The sequence below is a fragment of the Streptomyces kronopolitis genome, assembly GCF_014646275.1.
GTDB classification, from domain to species: Bacteria; Actinomycetota; Actinomycetes; order Streptomycetales; family Streptomycetaceae; genus Streptomyces; species Streptomyces kronopolitis.
In genome coordinates this window covers 13,565-33,328 of the sequence record NZ_BMND01000050.1, presented here as the reverse complement: position 1 = coordinate 33,328, position 19,764 = coordinate 13,565, and the positions used below count along the sequence as shown (strand labels likewise).

Annotated in this window: 14 protein-coding genes and 2 pseudogenes; 11 read left to right on the top strand and 5 right to left on the bottom strand. The window is 73.9% G+C overall.

The annotated features are described in order from the left end of the window. From IEY78_RS31195 to IEY78_RS31185, 3 genes and pseudogenes are all read left to right on the top strand, one after another. Nucleotides 1–955 (top strand): serine/threonine kinase C-terminal domain-containing protein (locus IEY78_RS31195; protein WP_506417106.1); only part of this gene is annotated, 955 nt, incomplete at its 5' end. A 129-nt stretch (nt 956–1,084) separates the two neighbouring features. Next, on the top strand, nt 1,085–2,827 hold the full coding sequence (locus IEY78_RS31190; protein ID WP_189104065.1) for a succinic semialdehyde dehydrogenase: 1,743 nt from the start codon (nt 1,085–1,087) through the stop codon (nt 2,825–2,827). Nucleotides 2,828–2,918: 91 nt separating this feature from the next. Then, nucleotides 2,919–4,730 (top strand): annotated as a pseudogene (locus IEY78_RS31185) (GMC oxidoreductase); the annotation flags it as partial. An 898-nt stretch (nt 4,731–5,628) separates the two neighbouring features. Here IEY78_RS31185 and IEY78_RS31180 read toward each other — a convergent pair. Beyond that, nucleotides 5,629–5,955: a chorismate mutase gene (locus IEY78_RS31180; RefSeq protein ID WP_189104063.1), complete on the bottom strand. Its 327-nt coding sequence runs from the start codon at nt 5,953–5,955 to the stop codon at nt 5,629–5,631. A gap of 242 nt (nt 5,956–6,197) precedes the next feature. On the opposite strand from IEY78_RS31180, the gene guaA reads away from it, so the two are divergent. Beyond that, nucleotides 6,198–7,784, top strand: coding sequence for a glutamine-hydrolyzing GMP synthase (gene guaA / locus IEY78_RS31175; protein WP_189104061.1), 1,587 nt, complete (start codon nt 6,198–6,200; stop codon nt 7,782–7,784). A 136-nt stretch (nt 7,785–7,920) separates the two neighbouring features. Here the strand turns inward: guaA and IEY78_RS31170 are convergent, their stop codons facing one another. Beyond that, complete coding sequence (locus IEY78_RS31170; protein ID WP_189104059.1) at nt 7,921–8,412, bottom strand: SRPBCC family protein; 492 nt, start codon at nt 8,410–8,412, stop codon at nt 7,921–7,923. A gap of 139 nt (nt 8,413–8,551) precedes the next feature. Here IEY78_RS31170 and IEY78_RS31165 point away from each other — a divergent pair. Next, a pseudogene (locus tag IEY78_RS31165) lies at nt 8,552–9,343 on the top strand (class II aldolase/adducin family protein); the annotation flags it as partial. Between the two features lie 107 nt (nt 9,344–9,450). Then, nucleotides 9,451–10,074 (top strand): histidine phosphatase family protein, encoded by a 624-nt coding sequence (locus IEY78_RS31160; RefSeq protein WP_189104055.1) that lies wholly within the window; start codon nt 9,451–9,453, stop codon nt 10,072–10,074. A gap of 138 nt (nt 10,075–10,212) precedes the next feature. On the opposite strand, the gene IEY78_RS31155 is transcribed toward IEY78_RS31160, so the two are convergent. Then, nucleotides 10,213–10,971: a bestrophin-like domain gene (locus tag IEY78_RS31155; protein ID WP_189104053.1), complete on the bottom strand. Its 759-nt coding sequence runs from the start codon at nt 10,969–10,971 to the stop codon at nt 10,213–10,215. Here IEY78_RS31155 and IEY78_RS31150 point away from each other — a divergent pair. The 3 genes from IEY78_RS31150 (at nt 10,970) to IEY78_RS31140 (ending at nt 14,216) form a co-directional block, all read left to right on the top strand. Next, on the top strand, nt 10,970–11,128 hold the full coding sequence (locus IEY78_RS31150) for a hypothetical protein (protein ID WP_189104051.1): 159 nt from the start codon (nt 10,970–10,972) through the stop codon (nt 11,126–11,128). The two genes, IEY78_RS31155 and IEY78_RS31150, sit on opposite strands and share 2 nt — an antisense overlap. A gap of 898 nt (nt 11,129–12,026) precedes the next feature. Beyond that, nucleotides 12,027–13,304 carry a hypothetical protein gene (locus IEY78_RS31145; protein ID WP_189104049.1) on the top strand — a complete coding sequence of 426 codons (1,278 nt, stop codon included), beginning with the start codon at nt 12,027–12,029 and terminating at the stop codon, nt 13,302–13,304. 366 nt (nt 13,305–13,670) lie between these two features. Then, nucleotides 13,671–14,216 carry a TQO small subunit DoxD gene (locus tag IEY78_RS31140; protein WP_189104048.1) on the top strand — a complete coding sequence of 182 codons (546 nt, stop codon included), beginning with the start codon at nt 13,671–13,673 and terminating at the stop codon, nt 14,214–14,216. Nucleotides 14,217–14,444: 228 nt separating this feature from the next. Here the strand turns inward: IEY78_RS31140 and IEY78_RS31135 are convergent, their stop codons facing one another. Together IEY78_RS31135 and IEY78_RS31130 are read right to left on the bottom strand one after the other, a co-directional pair. Beyond that, a complete protein-coding gene (locus IEY78_RS31135) occupies nt 14,445–14,672 on the bottom strand; it encodes a hypothetical protein (RefSeq protein ID WP_189104046.1) in 228 nt (75 codons plus the stop codon). Beyond that, nucleotides 14,669–16,135 carry a PspC domain-containing protein gene (locus tag IEY78_RS31130; RefSeq protein WP_189104044.1) on the bottom strand — a complete coding sequence of 489 codons (1,467 nt, stop codon included), beginning with the start codon at nt 16,133–16,135 and terminating at the stop codon, nt 14,669–14,671. The genes IEY78_RS31135 and IEY78_RS31130 overlap by 4 nt, the downstream gene beginning before the upstream one ends. Before the next feature lie 291 nt (nt 16,136–16,426). Between IEY78_RS31130 and IEY78_RS31125 the strand changes: the two genes are divergently transcribed. Continuing rightward, nucleotides 16,427–18,259 carry a serine/threonine-protein kinase gene (locus IEY78_RS31125; protein ID WP_268240365.1) on the top strand — a complete coding sequence of 611 codons (1,833 nt, stop codon included), beginning with the start codon at nt 16,427–16,429 and terminating at the stop codon, nt 18,257–18,259. A 131-nt stretch (nt 18,260–18,390) separates the two neighbouring features. Next, nucleotides 18,391–19,689 (top strand): ATP-binding protein, encoded by a 1,299-nt coding sequence (locus IEY78_RS31120; RefSeq protein ID WP_189104040.1) that lies wholly within the window; start codon nt 18,391–18,393, stop codon nt 19,687–19,689. Nucleotides 19,690–19,764: the final 75 nt, after the last annotated feature.

The following is a 19,764-nucleotide window of genomic DNA, read 5'->3' as shown; positions in this document are numbered from 1 at the left end:
CGCGGGCGGACCGGGCGGACCAGGCGGACCGGGCGGACCAGGCGGACCGGGCGGCCCGGGCGGGCGGCGCCCCGGCGCACCGGTGGCCCCGCTCGACGCCGACGCCGAGGCCCACGCCGCCCTGCGCGACGGGTCCGACGGCGGTCTGCCCGGTGAACACCCGCCCAGCGAGGACCCGTTGGACGCGGGGGCGCCGTCCGGGGTCCCGCCCGCCCGTGGTCCGGCCCCGGCCACCCCGATCCGGGCGGCGTTCGACGACCGGGCGCTGGCCGCGGCCGCCCGCCCGCACACCGGCCGCACCCGCACCGTCCTGCTGATCGCGCTGGCGGTGGTGGTGATCGGCGGTACGGGCGCGGGACTGGCCGTACTGCTGACGCACCGCGGGACCGACGGCCGCCCCGGCCGCTCGCCGCACACCGCGGGACCGGCCCCGGCGCGGAGCTCCGGCGCCGCCGGCGCGCGGTCCACCGTCACGGTCACCGCCCCGCCGCCGCCCGCCACCGGCCCCCTCCCGGCCGGCTACCGGCTCGTGCGCGACCCGGCGGGTTTCGTGATCGCCGTACCGGCCGGCGCCACCCGCACCTCCGGGCACGGCCGGATCTCCTACTCCTCCCGGGGCGGCCGCTTCGACCTCGGCGTCCGGCTGCAGAAGGCGCTGCCCCAGGGGCCGCTCGGCGCACTGCGGGCGGCGGACGCGCGGGGCCCGGCCGACCACCCCGGATACCGCCGGGGCCGGGTCACCGCCACCACCCGGCACGGACTACGGGCCGGGCGGTGGGAGTTCGTCCAGGACGGCGGCGCGCACGACGGCGGCCCCCGGTACACCTGCGACCTCAGCTGGGACGAGGGCGGACGGACGGTCGAGGTGTGGATCTCCGCCCCGCTCGGCGCGCGCGGCGAGGCCCGGCGCCACCTGGAGACGGCGCTCGGCGCCTTCCGGCTGCCGGGGGCGTGAGCCCGGGCCCACGGTCGCCCCAGACCAGCGCCCATACGGCCAGCGGACACTGGCGCGATGGCGCACCTGCCGGGAAAACTCGTTACTGCCGGGTACACAAAGCGTCCGGGGAGGCATACCCTCGCCGACATGACGGACTCGCAGGACACCGGAACAGCTGCCTCCGCTCTCGGCTCCGCGCAGGCGGGAGAGGCCCCCCTCGCCTCCGCGGAGGCCCCCGACGCGGCCCCCGCGACCACTGCCGCCACGCCTTCCGCCGAAGCCCCCGCGACCGCGGCACCGGCCGACGGCAACCCGGTCGCCCCCGCGCCGGCCGGTGCCCGTACCGCGGCCGAGGTGGTCACCCCCGAGATCGCCGCCCGGCTCACCCGGGGCGTGGTCAGCAGCGGCGGCCGCACCGCCAACCACACCCCGTTCACCGGCGAGAAGCTGGCCGACCTGCCCGAGTCGAGCCCCGAGGACGTCGCCACCGCCTTCGAGCGGGCCCGCGCGGCCCAGGAGCGCTGGGCCCAGGTCCCCCTCCGGCAGCGCGCCGCCGTCCTGCTCCGCTTCCACGACCTGGTGCTCCGCCGCCAGGCCGAGGTGCTCGACCTGATCCAGCTGGAGACCGGCAAGGCGCGGCTGCACGCCCACGAGGAGGTGCTGGCGGTCGCCGTCACCGCCCGCCACTACGGCCGCAAGGCCCCCGCCTACCTCCGGCCCAAGCGCCACACCGGCGTCGTCCCGACCCTCACCAAGGTCACCGAACTCCGCCAGCCCCGGGGCGTCATCGGGCAGATAGCCCCCTGGAACTACCCCTTCGAGCTGTCCGTCGGCGACGCGCTGCCGGCCTTCGTCGCGGGCAACGCCGTCGTCATGAAGCCCGACACGGAGACCGCGCTGACCGCGCTGTGGGCCCGCGAGCAGCTCATCGAGGCCGGGCTGCCGGAGGACCTGTGGCAGGTCGTGATCGGCGAGGGTCCGGTCGTCGGCCCCGCCGTCGTCGCGCACGCCGACTACGTCTCCTTCACCGGCTCGACCCGCACCGGCCGCGAGGTCGCCCAGGGCGCCGCCGCCCGCCTGGTCGGCGTCAGCCTCGAACTCGGCGGCAAGAACGCCATGCTGGTGCTGGCGGACGCCGATGTGGAGAAGGCCGCCGCCGGCGCCGTCCGCGGCTGCTTCTCCTCCGCCGGCCAGCTGTGCATCTCCATCGAGCGGCTCTACGTCCACGAGTCCGTCGCCGACGACTTCCTCCAGCGGTTCGCCGCCCGCACGAAGGCGATGCGGCTGGGCAACTCCCTGGCCTACGGCGCCGACATGGGCTCGCTGGTCGGCGAGCGCCAGCTGGAGACCGTCACCCGCCATGTCGAGGAGGCCGTCGCCAAGGGCGCCGAGCTGATCGCCGGCGGCCGCCCCCGCCCCGACATCGGCCCGCTCTTCTACGAGCCCACGATCCTCGACGGCGTGCAGGCCCCGATGGCCGTCTGCGGCGAGGAGACCTTCGGCCCGGTCGTCTCCGTCTACCGCTTCCGCGACGAGGACGAGGCGGTGGCGCTCGCCAACGCCACGCCCTACGGCCTGAATTCCAGCGTCTGGACCAAGGACGGCCGCCGCGGCCGCGCCGTCGCCGCCCGGATGCGCACCGGCACGGTCAACGTCAACGAGTCCTACGCCGCCGGCTACGGCAGCGTGCAGTCGCCGATGGGCGGCATGGGGGACTCGGGCCTGGGCCGACGGCACGGCTCCGAGGGCATCCTCAAGTACACCGAGGGCCAGACCGTCGCCCAGCAGCGGCTGATGCCGCTCGCCCCGTCCTTCGGGCTCACCGATGAGAAGTACGCACAGCTGATGACCCGCAGCCTGCGCGCGATGAAGGCGTTCCGCCTGCGCTGAGGCCGCCCGCGGCAGGCCGCCCGCCCGGCCTGCCACGCCGTTCCGTTCTGCTCCGTCAGCAAACCAGCAGGGAAACCAGCAGGGAGAGCCAGTGCCACAGGAGAACTCTGCCCGCCCCCGGGACCCGGACGGCACCGGGACGGACGGCTACGACTACGACGTGCTCGTCATCGGCTCCGGCTTCGGCGGCGCGGTCTCCGCCCTGCGCCTGACCGAGAAGGGCTACCGCGTCGGCGTCCTCGAAGCGGGCCGCCGCTTCACCCGGGAGACGCTGCCCAAGAACTCCTGGGACCTGCGCAACTACCTGTGGGCCCCGGCGCTCGGCTGCTACGGCATCCAGCGCATCCACCTCCTGGGCAACGTCATGGTCCTGGCGGGCGCCGGCGTCGGCGGCGGCTCGCTCAACTACGCCAACACCCTCTACGTGCCGCCCAAACCCTTCTTCGACGACCCGCAGTGGAAGGACATCACCGACTGGCAGCAGGAGTTGGCGCCGCACTACGACCAGGCGCAGCGGATGCTGGGCGTGCGGCTCAACCCGACAATGACGCCCTCCGACGTCCATCTGAAGGCGGCCGCCGAGGCCATGGGCGTCGGCGACTCCTTCCACATGGCGCCGGTCGGGGTGTTCTTCGGGGACGGCGAGGACGCGGACGGTGGCGCGCGGACGAAGCCGGGCGCGGAGGCCGCGGATCCGTACTTCGGCGGCGCCGGCCCCGCCCGCCGGGCCTGCACCGAGTGCGGGGAGTGCATGACCGGCTGCCGCCACGGCGCCAAGAACACCCTCAACGAGAACTACCTCCACCTCGCCGAACGCGCCGGTGCGGTCATCCACCCGATGACCTCGGTCGTCTCGCTGACCGAGGACTCCCGCGGCGGATTCGCCGCGGGCACCCTCCCCACGGACCAGAAGAAGCGGGGCGCGGGCCGGACGTTCACCGCCCGCCGCGTCGTCCTCGCGGCCGGCACCTACGGCACGCAGACCCTGCTGCACCGGATGAAGGACAGCGGTCTGCTCCCGCACGTCTCCGGCCGGCTCGGCGCGCTGACCCGCACCAACTCCGAGGCCCTGGTGGGCGCGCAGACCGACGACCGCCGCTACCGCAGGCGGCACGGCACGAAGGCCGACTTCACCCGGGGCGTGGCGATCACCTCGTCGATCCACCCGGACGCCGACACCCATATCGAACCGGTCCGTTACGGCCGGGGCTCCAACGCGATGGGCGGGCTGACCATCCTCCAGGTGCCCTTCCGCCCCACCGGCCGGGTCGCGGGCTGGCTGGCGAACGTGGCCCGCCACCCGCTGCTGGCCCTGCGGTCGCTGTCCAACCGCCGCTGGTCGGAGCGGACCATCATCGGTCTGGTCATGCAGTCCCTGGACAACTCGCTGACGACGTACCGCAAGCCGAAGGGCCCGGGCAAGGGCCTGCTCACCGCGCGGCAGGGCCACGGCGCGCCCAACCCCGAGCAGATCGCCGCGGCCACCGAGGCGGCCACCCTGCTCGCCCAGGAGATCAACGGCTTCGCGGGCAGCAACGTCGGCGAGCTGATGGGGACCCCGCTGACCGCGCACTTCCTGGGCGGCTGCCCGATCGGCGCGGACGCCGGCCGGGGCGTCATCGACCCCTACCACCGCCTCTACGGCCACCCGGGCATCTCGGTCGTCGACGGCGCCGCGGTCTCCGCCAACCTGGGCGTCAACCCGTCGCTGACGATCACCGCACAGGCCGAGCGGGCGATGTCGCTGTGGCCCAACAAGGGCGAGCCGGACCCGCGCCCCGCCCAGGGCAAGGGCTACCGGCGGCTGACCCCGGTCGAGCCGCTGCGCCCCGCCGTCCCCGCGAAGGCGTACGGCGCCCTGCACCTGCCGATCCTGGCCGTCCCACCGGTCCCCCCCGAAGAAGTCCGCCGACTAGGCACGCGAGAGCCCTGCGCGTCCGGGCAGGCGCCTTGCCGCCCCTCCTGGCGCTTCCCCGGCCCCCTGGCCGAAAAAGGGGTGTCCGTTTCCCGGGAAGCGGCCTCCGGCTGCCGTGAAACCCGTCACATTCGTGGGCGGCCGTCTCAGCGGCTTCGCACGGGCGGGGTCCGGGGCGCCGGCTCCGTGCGGCCCGTGCGCCGGGCGTGCGCCCCACGGAGCGGACAGAGCGAAGGGCCCCGGGAACGCCGTCCGCGAGGGGGGTGCGGACGGCCACGGGGCCCTTGGCTTCCGGTGCCGGCGTCAGGGCGGCGCCGGTACCGAGGGCGGCGCCGGGGGGGGGGATGGCGCCGCTGGCTCTCGGGGTGATGCTCGATGGTGCGGCCCCCGCGCCGACCGGACCCGTGGCGATGCCGAAGGCCCCGGCGGACTGCGGAGGGTGGTGCGTCAAGCATCGTGCTGGATGCGCCTCACCTGGCGCAACCGTTTCGACCGGATGCGGTCGGTCCCGGGCGTCCCCAGGACCGACCACCCCATCGGATGTGACCGGGCTGCTGTCCCCTGCCGACCGGTCACTGCACCGGAGCGAGGTCCCACGACGCGGACCGCGGCTGGCGGTCGGCGTCTCATCGCTCCGGGGTTCCGCCCGTGGGGCGGCGTCTACGCGTAGTCCTGCAGGCCGCGCCTGGCTGGCGTGGCACCGGGAACAACGAAGCCTCGCGGCGGCCGGTCACGCGCCGTACGGGTGAGTCGGCAACCGAACTCAGATGCGGCAGCCGCGCCGGGGCGCGCCCGCTCCGCCCTGCGCTCCGGCGCTCGCCGAAGGCCGACCGCACACCGTCGGGAACCGGCCATGCCGCGGGCTCGGGCACCCTCGGGGGCTGCCTCAGATCTGGCCGCGCGACAGCTCCAGCAGGGTCATCGCCAGCGCGGTGCCCGGCTTGCCGAGCTGATCGCTGTAGTGGGCGAGGATCTCCATCTCGCGGGAGAGGTTCACCCGCCGCCCGCCCGAGGTGAGGCGCTCGCGCTGGATCACCGCGGAGACCGCCATCCGTTCCTGGACGAGGCCGATGATCCGGCCGTCGAGATCGTCGATCCGCTGCCGTGCGTCGGTGATGATCCCGGCGGCCTCCGGGGTGCGTGCACCGGTCTCGGCCGTGGTGCCCGCGGGGGTCGCCGTCGTGGCGGGTGCCGTGGTGGTCGCGTTGCTCATGTCCGTCTCCTGGGGAGTGTGGCCCGGAGCCGAGGTCCCGACAGACGCAGGCGCCCCGGACCTATTCGGCCCGGGGCGCCTGGGAAGTTGCTCGTCAGTTGATCAAGCAGCACGACCATGGCAGCCGGTTGGGCCGGTGCCATAGGTAAAGACGAAGGTCAGCTGCGTGTTCATGGGGCTCAGTATGAGCCCGTTAGAATCGAAAGTCCAACCCTGCTCCACACCGCCGGAAGGCCGCCGAAGTGCCATCAGCGCCCCCTGCCGCTGCCCCGGACGTCGTCCTCGTAGTCGACTTCGGCGCACAGTACGCCCAGCTCATCGCCCGCCGGGTCCGTGAGGCCCGGGTCTACAGCGAGATCGTGCCGTCCACCATGCCGGTGGCCGAGATGCTCGCCAAGAACCCCAAGGCGATCATCCTGTCCGGAGGTCCCTCCTCGGTCTACGCCGAAGGCGCCCCCAGCCTGGACCGTTCGCTGTTCGAGGCCGGTGTCCCGGTCTTCGGCATGTGCTACGGCTTCCAGCTCATGGCCATCACCCTCGGCGGCACGGTCGACAACACCGGCGCCCGCGAGTACGGCCGCACCCCGCTGACCGTCTCCCGTCCCGGCTCCACCCTGTTCGAGGGCACCCCCGCCGAGCAGCCGGTGTGGATGTCCCACGGCGACGCCTGCTCCGCCGCCCCCGAGGGCTTCACGGTCACCGCGTCCACGGACGTCGTGCCCGTCGCCGCCTTCGAGAACGACGAGAAGAAGCTCTACGGCGTCCAGTACCACCCCGAGGTCATGCACTCCACGCACGGCCAGCAGATCCTGGAGCACTTCCTCTACCGCGGCGCGGGCATCGAGCCGAGCTGGACCACCACCAGCGTGGTCGAGGAGCAGGTCGCCGCGATCCGCGCCCAGGTCGGCACCAAGCGCGCCATCTGCGGCCTGTCCGGCGGCGTGGACTCCTCGGTGGCCGCCGCCATCGTGCAGAAGGCCATCGGCGAGCAGCTGACCTGCGTCTACGTCGACCACGGCCTCCAGCGCAAGGGCGAGTCGGAGCAGGTCGAGAAGGACTTCGTGGCCGCCACCGGCGTCCAGCTCAAGGTCGTCGACGCCGAGGAGCGCTTCCTGACCGCGCTGGCCGGGGTCAGCGACCCCGAGCAGAAGCGGAAGATCATCGGGCGCGAGTTCATCCGCGTCTTCGAGCAGGCCCAGGCCGAGCTGGTCGCCGAGGCCGGCGCCGAGGGCGAGGAAGTCGCCTTCCTCGTCCAGGGCACGCTCTACCCGGACATCGTCGAGTCCGGCGGCGGCACGGGCACCGCCAACATCAAGTCGCACCACAACGTCGGCGGGCTCCCCGACGACATCGAGTTCCAGCTCGTCGAGCCGCTGCGCCAGCTGTTCAAGGACGAGGTCCGGATGGTCGGCTCGGAGCTCGGCCTGCCCGACGAGATCGTCCACCGCCAGCCGTTCCCCGGCCCCGGCCTGGGCATCCGCATCGTCGGCGAGGTCACCAAGGAGCGCCTGGACCTGCTGCGCGAGGCCGACGCCATCGCCCGCGAGGAGCTGACCGCGGCCGGTCTGGACCGCGAGATCTGGCAGTGCCCGGTGGTCCTGCTCGCCGACGTCCGCTCGGTCGGCGTCCAGGGCGACGGCCGGACGTACGGCCACCCGATCGTGCTGCGCCCGGTCTCCTCCGAGGACGCGATGACCGCGGACTGGACGCGGATGCCGTACGACGTGCTGGCGCGCATCTCCACCCGCATCACCAACGAGGTCGCCGACGTCAACCGCGTCGTCCTCGACGTCACCAGCAAGCCGCCGGGCACCATCGAGTGGGAGTGATCCCGCTCGCCACCTGACCCACGCCGCCGCCCGGGCCACCGGGCGGCGGCGTGGTGCGTTGCGGGCGGAGTCCGGTGCGCGGTGCCGTGCGGTCCGCTTCCCGGCTCTCTCCCCTGCCACGCCTCCCGCGCCGGCCTCAGCCCTCCACGGACGCGGCCAGGTGCTCCAGCGTCGTGGCCATCGCCGGGCCCATCCGCCGCGGGAAGCCCGGGAGTTCGACGACGAGGCGGGGGAGCCGGGCCCGCGACCAGTCGTAGGTGTGGGTGACCCGGGTGGTCCCCGCGCGCCCGCCGGCGTCCGTGCCCGCCGCGCCGTCCCCGGGCGTCAGCTCGTAGCGCCAGCGCTGCCCGCCGATCAGCCGCCGGCCGCCGACCTCGCCCCAGGTCTCCCAGGCGAACAGCCGGTCCTCCTCGTACTCCACCACCACGTTCACCGACCGGTACGCGATCCGCCCCTGCGCCATGCCCATGCTGAACCGGTCGCCGAGGCCCAGCGGCGACGGCCCCTTCGGGCGGCCGCGCAGCATGCCCGAGCCGTCCAGCTCGGTATGCCGGGCCGGGTCCCGCAGGACGGCGAAGAGCTGCCCGGGTGTGGCGTGGATGTCCTTGCTGACCGATACGGCCCTCATGATGTGCCCCTCCGCTGCCGCTTGTGGTGCGTTCATGATGCAGGCTGACCGATCTGTGTCTGTCCTGGCCCTGTTTACCTGCGGTAGTGAAAGGTAACTTCCGCTTCGAGCATCAAGAGCCGTACGTGCCAGGAGGAGAGCCGCGATGCCCGAGCCGACGCCCGTCCCCACCGAACAGCTGCACTTCGCGATGCCGCCCACCCACGAGACCGTCGCGGACGAACGGCGCCACCGCAAGGAACGCCTGGTCGCGGCGTTGCGCCTGTTCGGGCGCTTCGGCTTCGAGGAGGGCGTCGCGGGCCACATCACCGCCCGCGACCCGGAGTTCCCGCACTGCTTCTGGGTCAACCCCTTCGGGATGTCGTTCCGGCACATCACGGTCAGCGACCTGCTCCTGGTGAACGCGGAGGGCAAGGTCGTCGAGGGCCGCCACCACGTCAACCAGGCGGCGTTCGCCATCCACGCCCAGGTCCACCGGGCCCGCCCGGACGTCGTCGCCGCGGCACACAGCCACTCCACGTACGGCCGCGCGCTGTCCGCACTGGGCGAGCTGCTGGAGCCGATCACCCAGGACGTCTGCGCCTTCTACGAGGACCATGCGCTCTTCGACGACTACACGGGCGTGGTCGTGGACGAGGAGGAGGGCCGGCGGATCGCGGCCGCACTGGGCCCGCACAAGGCCGTGATCCTGCGCAACCACGGCCTGTTGACGGTCGGCGACTCGGTCGACGCGGCGGCCTGGTGGTTCCTCACGATGGAGCGCTCCTGCCAGGTCCAGCTCACCGCGAAGGCAGCCGGCAAAACGGTCCTGATCGACCACCACAACGCCGTCCACACCCGCGAACAACTGGGCAACGACCTGGTGGCCTGGATCAACTACCAGCCCCTCCACCAACAGATCACCCGCAGCGAACCGGACCTCTTCGACTAGGGCTGTCTCTTCGACCAGCCCCCTCTCTTCGGTGAGGGAGGAACCCGCGACCTGGGAGACCGCGTCCACGGATGTACAAGATCGCCACGGGCGCGGAGGAGCGTGTGATGACCGGTATGGCCAGCCGTTACCTCTATCTGGTCCGGCACGGCGAGGCGACGGCGGACGAGAGCGGGCTGACGGCGGCCGGGCGGCGGCAGGCCACTCTGCTCGGCCGGCGTCTCCGGGACGTTCCCCTCGCGGCCGTTCACCACGGTCCCCTGCCGCGGGCGGAAGAGACCGCTCGGCTGATCGGCGAGCAGCTGAAGGGCGTTCCGCTGCGCGTGGCGGAAGTCGCCGGTGACTACGTGCCCTACCTGCCGGATAGGAGCGAACTTCCGCCCGATTCGGCGGACTTGTTTCTCCGCTTCCTCGACGGCGTCACGGACGTGGAGCGGGCGAGCGGAGCCGTGCTGGCCCGACGGGCGCTGGAGCTGTTCACCGGGCCGGTGGGCGGCGCGCAGGATCGGCATGAGCTGGTCGTCACCCACAACTTCCTGGTCGCCTGGCTCGTCCGGGACGCCATGCACGCACCGGACTGGCGATGGCTCGGCCTCAACCACGGCAACGCGGCGCTCAACGTCATCCGCTACGCCCCCGGTCGGCCCGCCTCCCTCCTCGTCTCCAACGACATGCGGCATCTGCCCGAGGAACTGCGGTGGACGGGCTTCCCCGCCGAGCTGCACCTCTGACGGAGGGGCCCGGGGCGCAGGCTCCGCGCCCCGAGGCTCCACGACCCGGGGCCCCGAACGCTTGGTTTCCGTACGCCGGTTCCCCGTACGCCGGGCCCGCGGGACGGCCGGTCGTGCCGCCCTCCCGCAGGCCCCGGTTCACGAGGGTGGCAGCAGCTCGCGCAGGGGGGCCGTCGTCGCGGAGATGCCGTGGCTGAACGGGGCGTCGAAGTCCCAGACGAGGAACAGCAGGAAGGCGATCAGGGCGCTGAAGAGGCCGGCCATCAGCAACTCCCGCCCGGAGCGCCGGATCTGCAGGGTGAACATCACGCCGATGGAGATGGCACCGCCGGCGATCAGCCCGAACCACACCACGCCCGGCAGCGTCGAATCCGCCGCGTCCGCACGGGCGGCGCGAGCCCCGTCGACCGCCGCGACCTGATCGACCAACGGCTGGTAGGACTGCCCCTCGTAGTCGTTGCGCGGGTGGTAGTCGGTGACATCCGCCCGGACCTTCGTCAGCAGCTCGCCGCCGTGCTTGGTCAGTTCGCCCTGCCCGGCCATGACCGGCCACTCCTTGTGCACCACATACGTCACATAGGCCCCGACATCCGCACGGATCTTGTCCCGCACCGGCGCGGGATACGCCCGGGCCCGCGCAGAGACCTCGTGCAACGCCTGGGCCTCTGCCCGCACGGTGTCCTCGGCCGCGCTTCTCGCCTCCCAGACACCGGCGATGGCCAGACCCAGCACGATCGCGTACACCACCCCCACCATCATCGTCAGATACTCGATCACATCCGGCGTCTCGGTCGGGTCGTCGTCCTCGGTGATCCGCCGCTCCTTGAGGACGGTGATGGTCAGGACGACGCCGCAGACCGCGGCCATGGCGATGGTCAGCACCAGCCATTGCGACATGGAGACCTCCTACGAGGAACGGCGTCCGGCGGAACCGGACGAGGAGCTCGAACGGGGACGGAGGGCGGCCCCGGCCAGCACGGCCGGAGCGGTGAGCAGCAAGGTCGTGGTCACCATCGAGCGCCCAGGGCGCGGCTTGTGGGACACCGGCGTGTAACTGCGGGGCACGACCGGCGTCGGGGACGGCCGGCGGGGCGGGGTGTGCACCGGCCGGGGCGCGGGCGGCGGCGGCACCGGGCGGGCACGGGGAGTGGGCGGCGGTGGCGGTGGTGGCGGTGGCGGCGGAGGCGGCGGGGGAGGGGTCGGCCGGGGCTTGGGAGGAGGCGGGGGCGGCGGCGCAGGCCTCGGGGTGTGCGGACGAGGGGCCGGCGCGTGGGTGGGCGGGGCCGGCGGCGTGGTCCGGGTGCAGGGGAAGTGCCAGCCGCGCGGCATGGGGAAACCGGTCGGCACGTCCACCGGAGGGGCGGTTCCGGCGTAGGCGCAGTTGTCGCCGGTGAGCGGGCGCCCGTACGCGGCGGGCGCGGCCGCCGCCGGCGCGGGGACGAGCAGCGCGGCGGTGCCGGCCAGCAGCAGGCAGACGGCGGCGGCCGCCACCAGCCGGGGCGCCAGGCGCCCGGCGGCGCGCAGGAGTTGCGGAGGGCGGGGCACCCGCCGGTCGCCGGGGCGGCGCGGCGGAGGCCCCTGCGGGCGGGATGGTCCGGATGACCTGGGCGGTCCGGGTACGTGGCACACGGCGAGAGCTTGCGCAGCGCGCGGACGACTCAGCCGTCGCGCTACCCCGGTTCGCCCGAATGGGGGATCCGCCCGTATTTCCCGGCGCGCGGCCGGTCAGTTGTACGGACGGAACCGCACGCCGGTACGGAAATGACGGGGCGCATTCGGCCATCCGGCCCGCCCGATGCCGTACGTCAACGCGCCGATGCGCCCACCACCCGCCGTCAGCTGGAGGTTTGACACCGGCCTTGCCTTTCTACGACACAATTCACCCTTGTCCGGGACAAGTTGATGACGGTGGCGGGGCGGTAGCTGACGTGGCGGTGAATGCGGCGGGCGGGATGGCCGGTACAAGCGAGCCGGGGGAGGGCGCCGAGGGCACGGAAGGCGGCGAGTGCCGGTGCGGGCACTGTCCGCATGGCGCCAGGGTGGGGCACCGCGAGGCGGTCGCCGCGTTCGTCGCGCTGCGGGAGGACTTCGCCGCCGGACGCGGAGTGCCGGCCGGGCTCGCCCGCTCCGCCGGCGCGGCCCGGCAGTGGGTGTCGGACGAACTCGCCCTGTCGGCCCGCGAACTGACCAAGCGGCGCGCGGCCGAGCGGGTCACCTGGCTGACGACGGTACGGCGGCGCACCCTGCTCGCCGTCTGGGCGTCGGTGGTGGCCGTGCTGCTCGGCCAGGCGCTGACCGCCCTCGCCCACGGCTGGACGGCGGCCCGTACGGCGGGGCTGCTCGCGGCCGTCGTCCTCGCGCTGGCCGTGACGGCGGCGGCCTGGTGGCACCGGGCGCACGGCGGGGCGCTGGCACCGCTGATCGGCGAGGACGGGCGGCTGTCCACCTCGCGGACGGTGGCGGCCGGCTGGGCGGCCGCGGTGCTGTACGCCGTGCTGACGCTCGCGGGGCAGCTGGCGATCGCCGGCACCCCGCAGGCGCGGGGCACGCTGCTCCAGGGCCTGGCGCTCGCCCGGTCCGGCTCCCTGCTGGCGATGCTCGCCGTGGCCTGCGGCGTGGCCGTGCTGGCCTATGGGCTGGTGGGCGCCCGGGTGCGGTCCGGGTGGCTGCAGAAGGTGCCCGCGGAGCGGCCGCGCGCCGCCGATCTGCTGACGGACGACGCGGGGTGCGGCAGCTTCCTGGACGTGCAGTACGTCCTGGTGAACGTCGCCGTGCTGGTCTGCGCCCTGGTACGGCTGGCGCGGCAGGCGAACGAACTGCCGCAGCTGCCCTGGGGGCTGGTGCTCCTGGCGGGGCTCTCCGGGGCGACCTCCCTCATGGGGAAGCTGATGGCCGGCGGCCGTCCGGTGATCCTCTCCGTCGTGCGCTCCCGTGAGCTGGGCGACCTCGCCGCGCCGGTCCGCACCGGCGACGACATCGAGATCCGCGGCGCCGGCTTCGTCCCGCCGGGCGCGGGCACGCCCGACCGGCTCGCCCGGACCGTGGTGCGGATCGGCGATGTGCACGTACCCGTCCCGCTGGTCCCGGTCGCGGGCGGCTTCGCCAATCCCACGGACGAGGTGCTGACCGTCCCGGTACCGGTCGATGTCGAACCGGGCCGGGTCAAGGTCCGGGTGATCACCGCCGCGGGGGTGGAGACGGCGGGGTACGTGCTGGACATCGTGGAGTGAGGGGCGGGCTGGGATCGACGGGGCCGGGTAGAGCTGGGTCGGGTGGCAGCCGGGTCGGGTGGGGCTGGCCGGTCCAGGTGGCGGCCGGGCTGGGTGGGGCTGACCGGTCCGGGTGGCGACCGGCAGCCGGCGCGAGCCCGGCGGGGGCGCCGTCGCGGGCATGGCCTTCGCACCGCCGCTGACAGGGGTGTGGTCGGCCTTCCGTGCACGGTGGGTGACGGCCGGTGCGTGAGGATTCCGTGTGGCGCAGCCGCCGGAAGTGCGTCCGTTCGTTGAACCTCTTGCGCATGTGCGCACGTATCTCCCCACGAGGCCGGGGCGCGGGCACAATCGGCTGCGCCCGGTGGCAACGGAGAGGCGGACGTCATGGTGCACGCGAATCGTACGGTGGGTGCCGAATTCGGAGGTGCCGGCCTTGACGGCGGAGCCGCCGGAATGCGGGGGCAGTGGGCGCGCCACGCGCTGCTCCCGTTGCGGCTCTTCCTGGGCGCCACCTTCCTCTACGCGGGCATCGACAAGCTGACGGACCCGGCGTTCCTGTCGGCCTCCGGCTCGGGTTCGCTCGGTGAGACCCTGCGGCAGGTCCACGACGCGGCGGCGTTTCCGCAGCTCATCGACCTTGCGCAGCACAATCCCGTGCTCTTCGGCTATGCCATCGCGGCCGGTGAACTGGCGGTGGGCCTGGGGACCTTGGTGGGACTGCTGGGGCGGCTGGCGGCGTTCGGCGGTGCGCTGATCTCGCTGATGCTGTGGCTCACCGTGAGCTGGGCGACCACGCCGTACTACTACGGCAACGACCTGGCCTATCTGATGGCCTGGGTCCCGCTCGTCCTGGCCGGAACCCCGAGGTTCTCCCTGGACTCCGCCCTGTCGAACCGCCGCAAGCGGCACGGGGCGCAGCTGTACGGCTGAGGGAGTGCGGGCGGAAGGGGGAGCCGGGCGGGCACGGTGGCCGGGCCGGGCGGGTACGGCGCGGCCGGGCCGGGCACCGGCCGGGCAGGTCCGAATGGCCGCAGTCGTCGGACCGCGGACCGAGCGCCGGGCCGTGCGCCGGTCGAGCGCCGGGCCTCCGGAGTGGCCGGGTGATCAGGCGGTTGTGGGTGCCATGGGGCCTCCGTTCAGGCGCGGACCGGTGACGGGTCAGGAGAGTGTCGGGGGCGGTGGGGCCGTGGGCGGGGTGCGGTGGCGGCGGACCGAGGTCCAGGCGGCGGCGGTGCCGGAGAGGGCGAGGCCGACCGGGAGGGCCAGGAACAGCCAGAGGCCGGGGGCCCGCCAGAGGCCGAGGGCGTCGAGGCCGTAGCCCACGCCGACGATCAGGGCGGTGAGGCCCGCGAGAAGGCGGGCCGGTTCGAAGGGGTGGCGTTTCACCGGGAGGCTCCCTGGGGGGTCGGGGCGGTCGGCGCGACGGGAAGGGGCGGGGCGGGAGCCGGCGGCGCGGAGTCCGGGGCGAGGCGCTGGACGGCGAGCTGGCCGGCGCCGAGGGTGAGGTCCAGGTCCACCGCACCGTGCGGCTTCTCGCCCTTCTTGAGACCGGACGCGGGCAGGGTGACCGTCCGCCGGCCGTCCCCCGCCGACAGGTCCACGTCGTGGGGCGACTCACCGGGCAGCTGGAGATCGCCGAAGCCGAGCGAGACATGGAGGCGGGCGCTGACGCCCTGCGGCAGCCGCACCGCCAGGCGGCCGAACGCCACGTTCACCGAGGTATGGACCGTGCGGCCGTCCTTGAAGGGGAGGGCGCCGAGATCCAGCGTGGCTTCGCCCGACCCCACCGCGTAGTGCGGGCGGACCTCGCTGACGGCGGCGGGCCGCCAGGTGTGCCGCTGCCAGTCGGCGGTGAGGCCGGTGGGCACCACCGCCGCGCCCGCCAGCAGCACAGAGGTCAGCACCACCATGAAGACCGTGCCGCCGCCCGTCCGCCCGTACCAGGCGCTGAGCACCAGGCCGAGGCCGAAGACGGCCAGAGCACACGCCAGTCCGGCCTGGAGGGACGGGGCGAGCGCCTCCTGCCGGGAGACGGCGAACGCGGTGCCGCCGCCGGCGAGCAGCGCGAGCAGGAACGTCCGGCCGCCGATCGGACGGCCGCCGCGGCCCGTTCGGCGCGGGACGGGCGGGGCGCCGTGCGGCGGCAGGGCGGAGCCGGGCGGGCCGCTCGTGCCGGACCGGGAGTCCTCCGCGGCGGTCGGCGCGCCCGCGCCGTGCTCGAACCGGTAGGCGATGTCGAGCGGGAGCGGGGTGCTCTCCGGTCCCCACAGATACGGCGGGCCGGCCGCCTCCCTGGAGCGCGGATCGCGCCACCAGGAGGGGCCTGCCGGGACGGGGGGCGCGGTGGTCTCGGGCGGGGCATCGGCGACGGCCTGGGCGGTCGCGGAGTCCACCGACTCCGGCCCCTGGGACGCCACTTGGCGGCGCCGGCGCGACCAGTAGGCGGAGCCTGCCACCGCCAGCACCAGCATGATGGCGAACGACATCATGCTGCCCTTGCCGAGCGTCGTCAGGAACAGCCCGCAGCCGACCAGCGCGAACAGCAGGGCCGTCAGCGCGGTGCCCTCGACCCGGCCGGAGAGCAGCCTGCGGCCCTCGTTCTCCTCCTCGCCGTCGAGGGGGATGAGCAGCCAGGCGAAGCCGTACGCGATGAGGCCGAGGCCGCCGATGGAGAGCACGGCGAGCACGATCCGGAAGATCACCGGATCGAGGTCCCACTGCCGGCCCAGCCCGGCGCACACCCCGCCGATCACCTTGTGCCGCCTGCTGCGCCGCAGCGGGGCAGGCGCCGGTGCGGGGCCGGCGGGGTCGCCGGGCGCCGGTTCCTCGACAGGGTCTCTCTCGCTCATGACCCCATGGTGACAAGCGACGCGGGACCGCGGCATCGGTGGAAACCCTGGCCGATCCCTGAGATGTACGTCCGGCCCCCCTGAGATGCGCGTCCGGTCACCCCGAGATGCCCCGGAGGGGTCCCGAAATCCCTCGTGGGTTCGCATATGCCGCCGGGCTGTTGTCGCAGCGGGAAAGAAGGCCGTGTACGTGCGGTGGCCAAAGCTCAGTCCGCCCGCTGCGGCGACTATCGTTGCGCCCTGAACACGTACGGGGCTCCGGAGGGGCGTGCTGTGACGGAGGCGGCGTCGGTGAACGAGGGGCGACTGGTCGCCGGGCGATACCGCCTGGTCGAACGGATAGGCCAGGGCGGCATGGGAACCGTCTGGCGCGCCAGGGACGAACTCCTCGGGCGTCAGGTCGCGGTCAAGCGGCTGCATGTCTCGCCGCAGCTGGACGAGGACGAGCTGGCGACGCGTCATGAGCGCACCACCCGCGAGGCGCAGTCCGCGGCGCGCATCAACCACCCCAACGTGGTGGGCGTGCACGACGTCGTGGACGACGCCGGGCTGCCCTGCATCGTCATGGAGTACGTCCCGTCCACGACGCTCGGCGACGCCATCAAGGAAGCCGCGCGTGCCGACAGTTCCCTCACCCCGCGCGAGGCCGCCCGGATCGGACGCGGCATGATCGCGGCGCTGCGTGCCGCGCACTCGGCCGGAGTGCTGCACCGGGACGTGAAGCCCGGCAACGTCCTGCTCGGTGAGGACGGCCGGGTCGTGCTCACCGACTTCGGGATCGCGGTCGCCAGCGGCACCTCCACGCTCACCAAGACAGGTGAGCTGGTCGGCTCCATCGACTACTTGGCGCCCGAGCGGGTCAAGGGCGGTACCCCGGGGCCCGCTTCCGACCTGTGGGCGCTGGGCGCGACCCTCTATCAGGCGGTCGAGGGGCGGCCCCCGTTCCGGAAGAACACCGCGGTCGAGACGGCCTACGCGATCGCCATGGACCCGCACGATCCGCCGCGCAACGCCGGTTCGCTGGCCCCGCTGATCGAGGCGCTGCTCGCCAAGGAGCCCCAGGAGCGGCCGTCGGCCGAGGTCGTCGAGCAGGCTCTGCGGGCCGCCGAGGCCGAGGTGGAGACGGCGATGATCGGCTGGCCGACGCTCGCGCTGGGCACCGTCGGCCTCGGCTCCCCGGACGCGACCACGGCGAACGTGCAGAAGGAGGCGACGATCCGCGCGGTGGCCCACACGGGCGCGGAGGGCACCGCCCCGGAGCACACCGGCACCGGCACCGGCACCGGACCCGCTACCGGCACCGCGACCCGCACCGCCACGGGCGCCGGGACGCAGAACGGTACGGGCACGGGAACCGGCACGGGCACAGCAACCGGCACCGGCACGGGCGTCGGCACCGGGACGGTCCCGGGTACGGCCGCGCAGACCGGCGGCGCGGACACCACCGGCCCGGTGGCGTTGGCGTCCGACGGCAAGGAGCCCCGCAAGCGGAAGGGTGTGCGGATCGCGGTCTGGTCCGTCGTGGGCGTCCTGATCGCCGGCGGTGGTACGGGCGCGGCCTGGTATCTGACACGGGGCGACGACGCCGGCACGTCCCACACGGCGGCGGGCAAGGCCACCACGGTGAGCCCCCGGGTCCCGGTCAGCAGCATCGGACCGCCGCCCCCGGTCCCGAACGGCTACCGCAAGATCACCGAGTCCGCGCTCGGGGTGTCCTTCCCGCTGCCCGAAGGCTGGAAGCGGGACGTCCGGGACGGCGGGCGGCAGATCATCTACTCCTCCGACGCCGAACGCGCCCAGCTGACCCTCAGCGTGCTGGACTTCTCCTCGCCCGACCAGGTGCAGCACCTCACCGCGGTCGAGGAGTCCTTCAAGAAGATGTACCCGATCTACAACCGGCTGCGGATGCAGCCCACGACCTATCAGGGCGACCCCGCCGCGATCTGGGAGTTCACCTTCCAGGGGCGGGCCCGCGCCTTCCGGGGCGTCGACCTCGGGTTCGGCCGCGAGGGCGCCAAGGAGTACGCGCTCTGCGTGACCGCGCCGAAGGCCGACTGGACCAAGTTCGAGACGCTCTTCACGCACATCAAGGACGGCTTCCGCAGGGCCGACCCGAACAACTGACGACCGGAACCGGGCCTCCCGCGGCCCGGTCCGGCCCGTCTCCCCTCCACCCCCGCCCGCTGAAAGCTCAGGGAAGGCGTCAGGGTCGTCCCTGATGCCCCGCGCCGCGGCGCCGTGTGACGATCGGGGGCATGACCACCGCCCCACCCCGCGCCGAGACGGGTTACGCCCCGGCGCCGGACCCGGATGACCCGCCCGTGCGCAAGCTGTACCGCAGCGCCGACGGGCGGCTGCTCGGCGGTGTCGCGCGCGGTCTGGCCGGGCATCTCGGGCTGCCGGTCTCCTGGGTGCGGATCGTGTTCCTGGCCCTGTTCCTGGCCGACGGCATGGGCGCGCTGCTGTACGCCGCGTTCTGGTTCTTCGTCCCGCTGGGCGTCGGCGGCGTGGAGCACCGGCAGGCCACCGCGGCCGACGGAAAGCGCCGCCTGCTGCGGCACCGGCCCGACCGGGGCCAGGTCTTCGCGCTGATCGCGCTGGTCATCGGCGCCTCGATCGTCGCCTCCCGCTTCCAGCTGGGGCAGGCCGACGGCTATGTCTGGCCGGTGCTGCTGATCGGCGCCGGCGTCGCCCTGGTGTGGCGCCAGGCGGACAACTCCCGCCGCGCCCAGTGGCTGGAGCTGGGCCGCCGCAAGGGCGTGCTGCCCGTGCTGCGCGGTGCGGCCGGCGTGCTGCTGGTCTGCGTCGGGGTGACGATCATCGTCGTGCTCCAGGGCTCGGTGCGCCATCTCGGCTCGGTGCTGCAGGCCGCTCTCGCCGTCGTCGTCGGCATCGCGCTGCTGGCGGGCCCCTATCTCGTCCGGATGACCCAGGACCTCTCCGAGGAACGCCTGATGCGCATCCGCGCCCAGGAGCGGGCGGAAGTCGCCGCGCATGTCCATGACTCCGTCCTGCACACCCTCACGCTGATCCAGCGCAACGCCGACGAGCCCCGGGAGGTGGCCCGGCTGGCCCGCGCCCAGGAACGCGAACTGCGCGCCTGGCTCTACAAGCCCGAGGGCCGCGGCAAGGAGGAGGACGAGGAGCCGGCCACCGTCGCGGAGGCCGTCCGCAAGGCCGCCGCCGAGGTGGAGGACCACCACGGCGTGCCCATCGAGGTCGTGGTCGTCGGCGACTGCCCGCTGGACGAGGCGCTCGGCGCCCAGATGCAGGCCGCGCGCGAGGCGATGGTCAACGCCGCCAAGTACGGTGGCGAGGGCGGCGCGGTCCAGGTGTTCGCCGAGGTGGAGGGCCGCACGGTCTTCGTCTCGGTGCGCGACCGCGGCCCCGGTTTCGACCTGGACGCGGTCCCCGAGGACCGCATGGGCGTCCGGGAGTCCATCATCGGACGCATGGAGCGCAACGGCGGGACGGCCCGGCTGCGCTCCGCTCCCGAGGGCGGCACCGTCGTCGAGCTGGAGATGGAGCGCGCGGCGACGGAGCACGACGCATGACGGCAGCGGGACAGCAGCGGCCGGTGGCGACACCGCGGGCCGGCACAGGCGATGATGACGCGGCAGACACCGAGG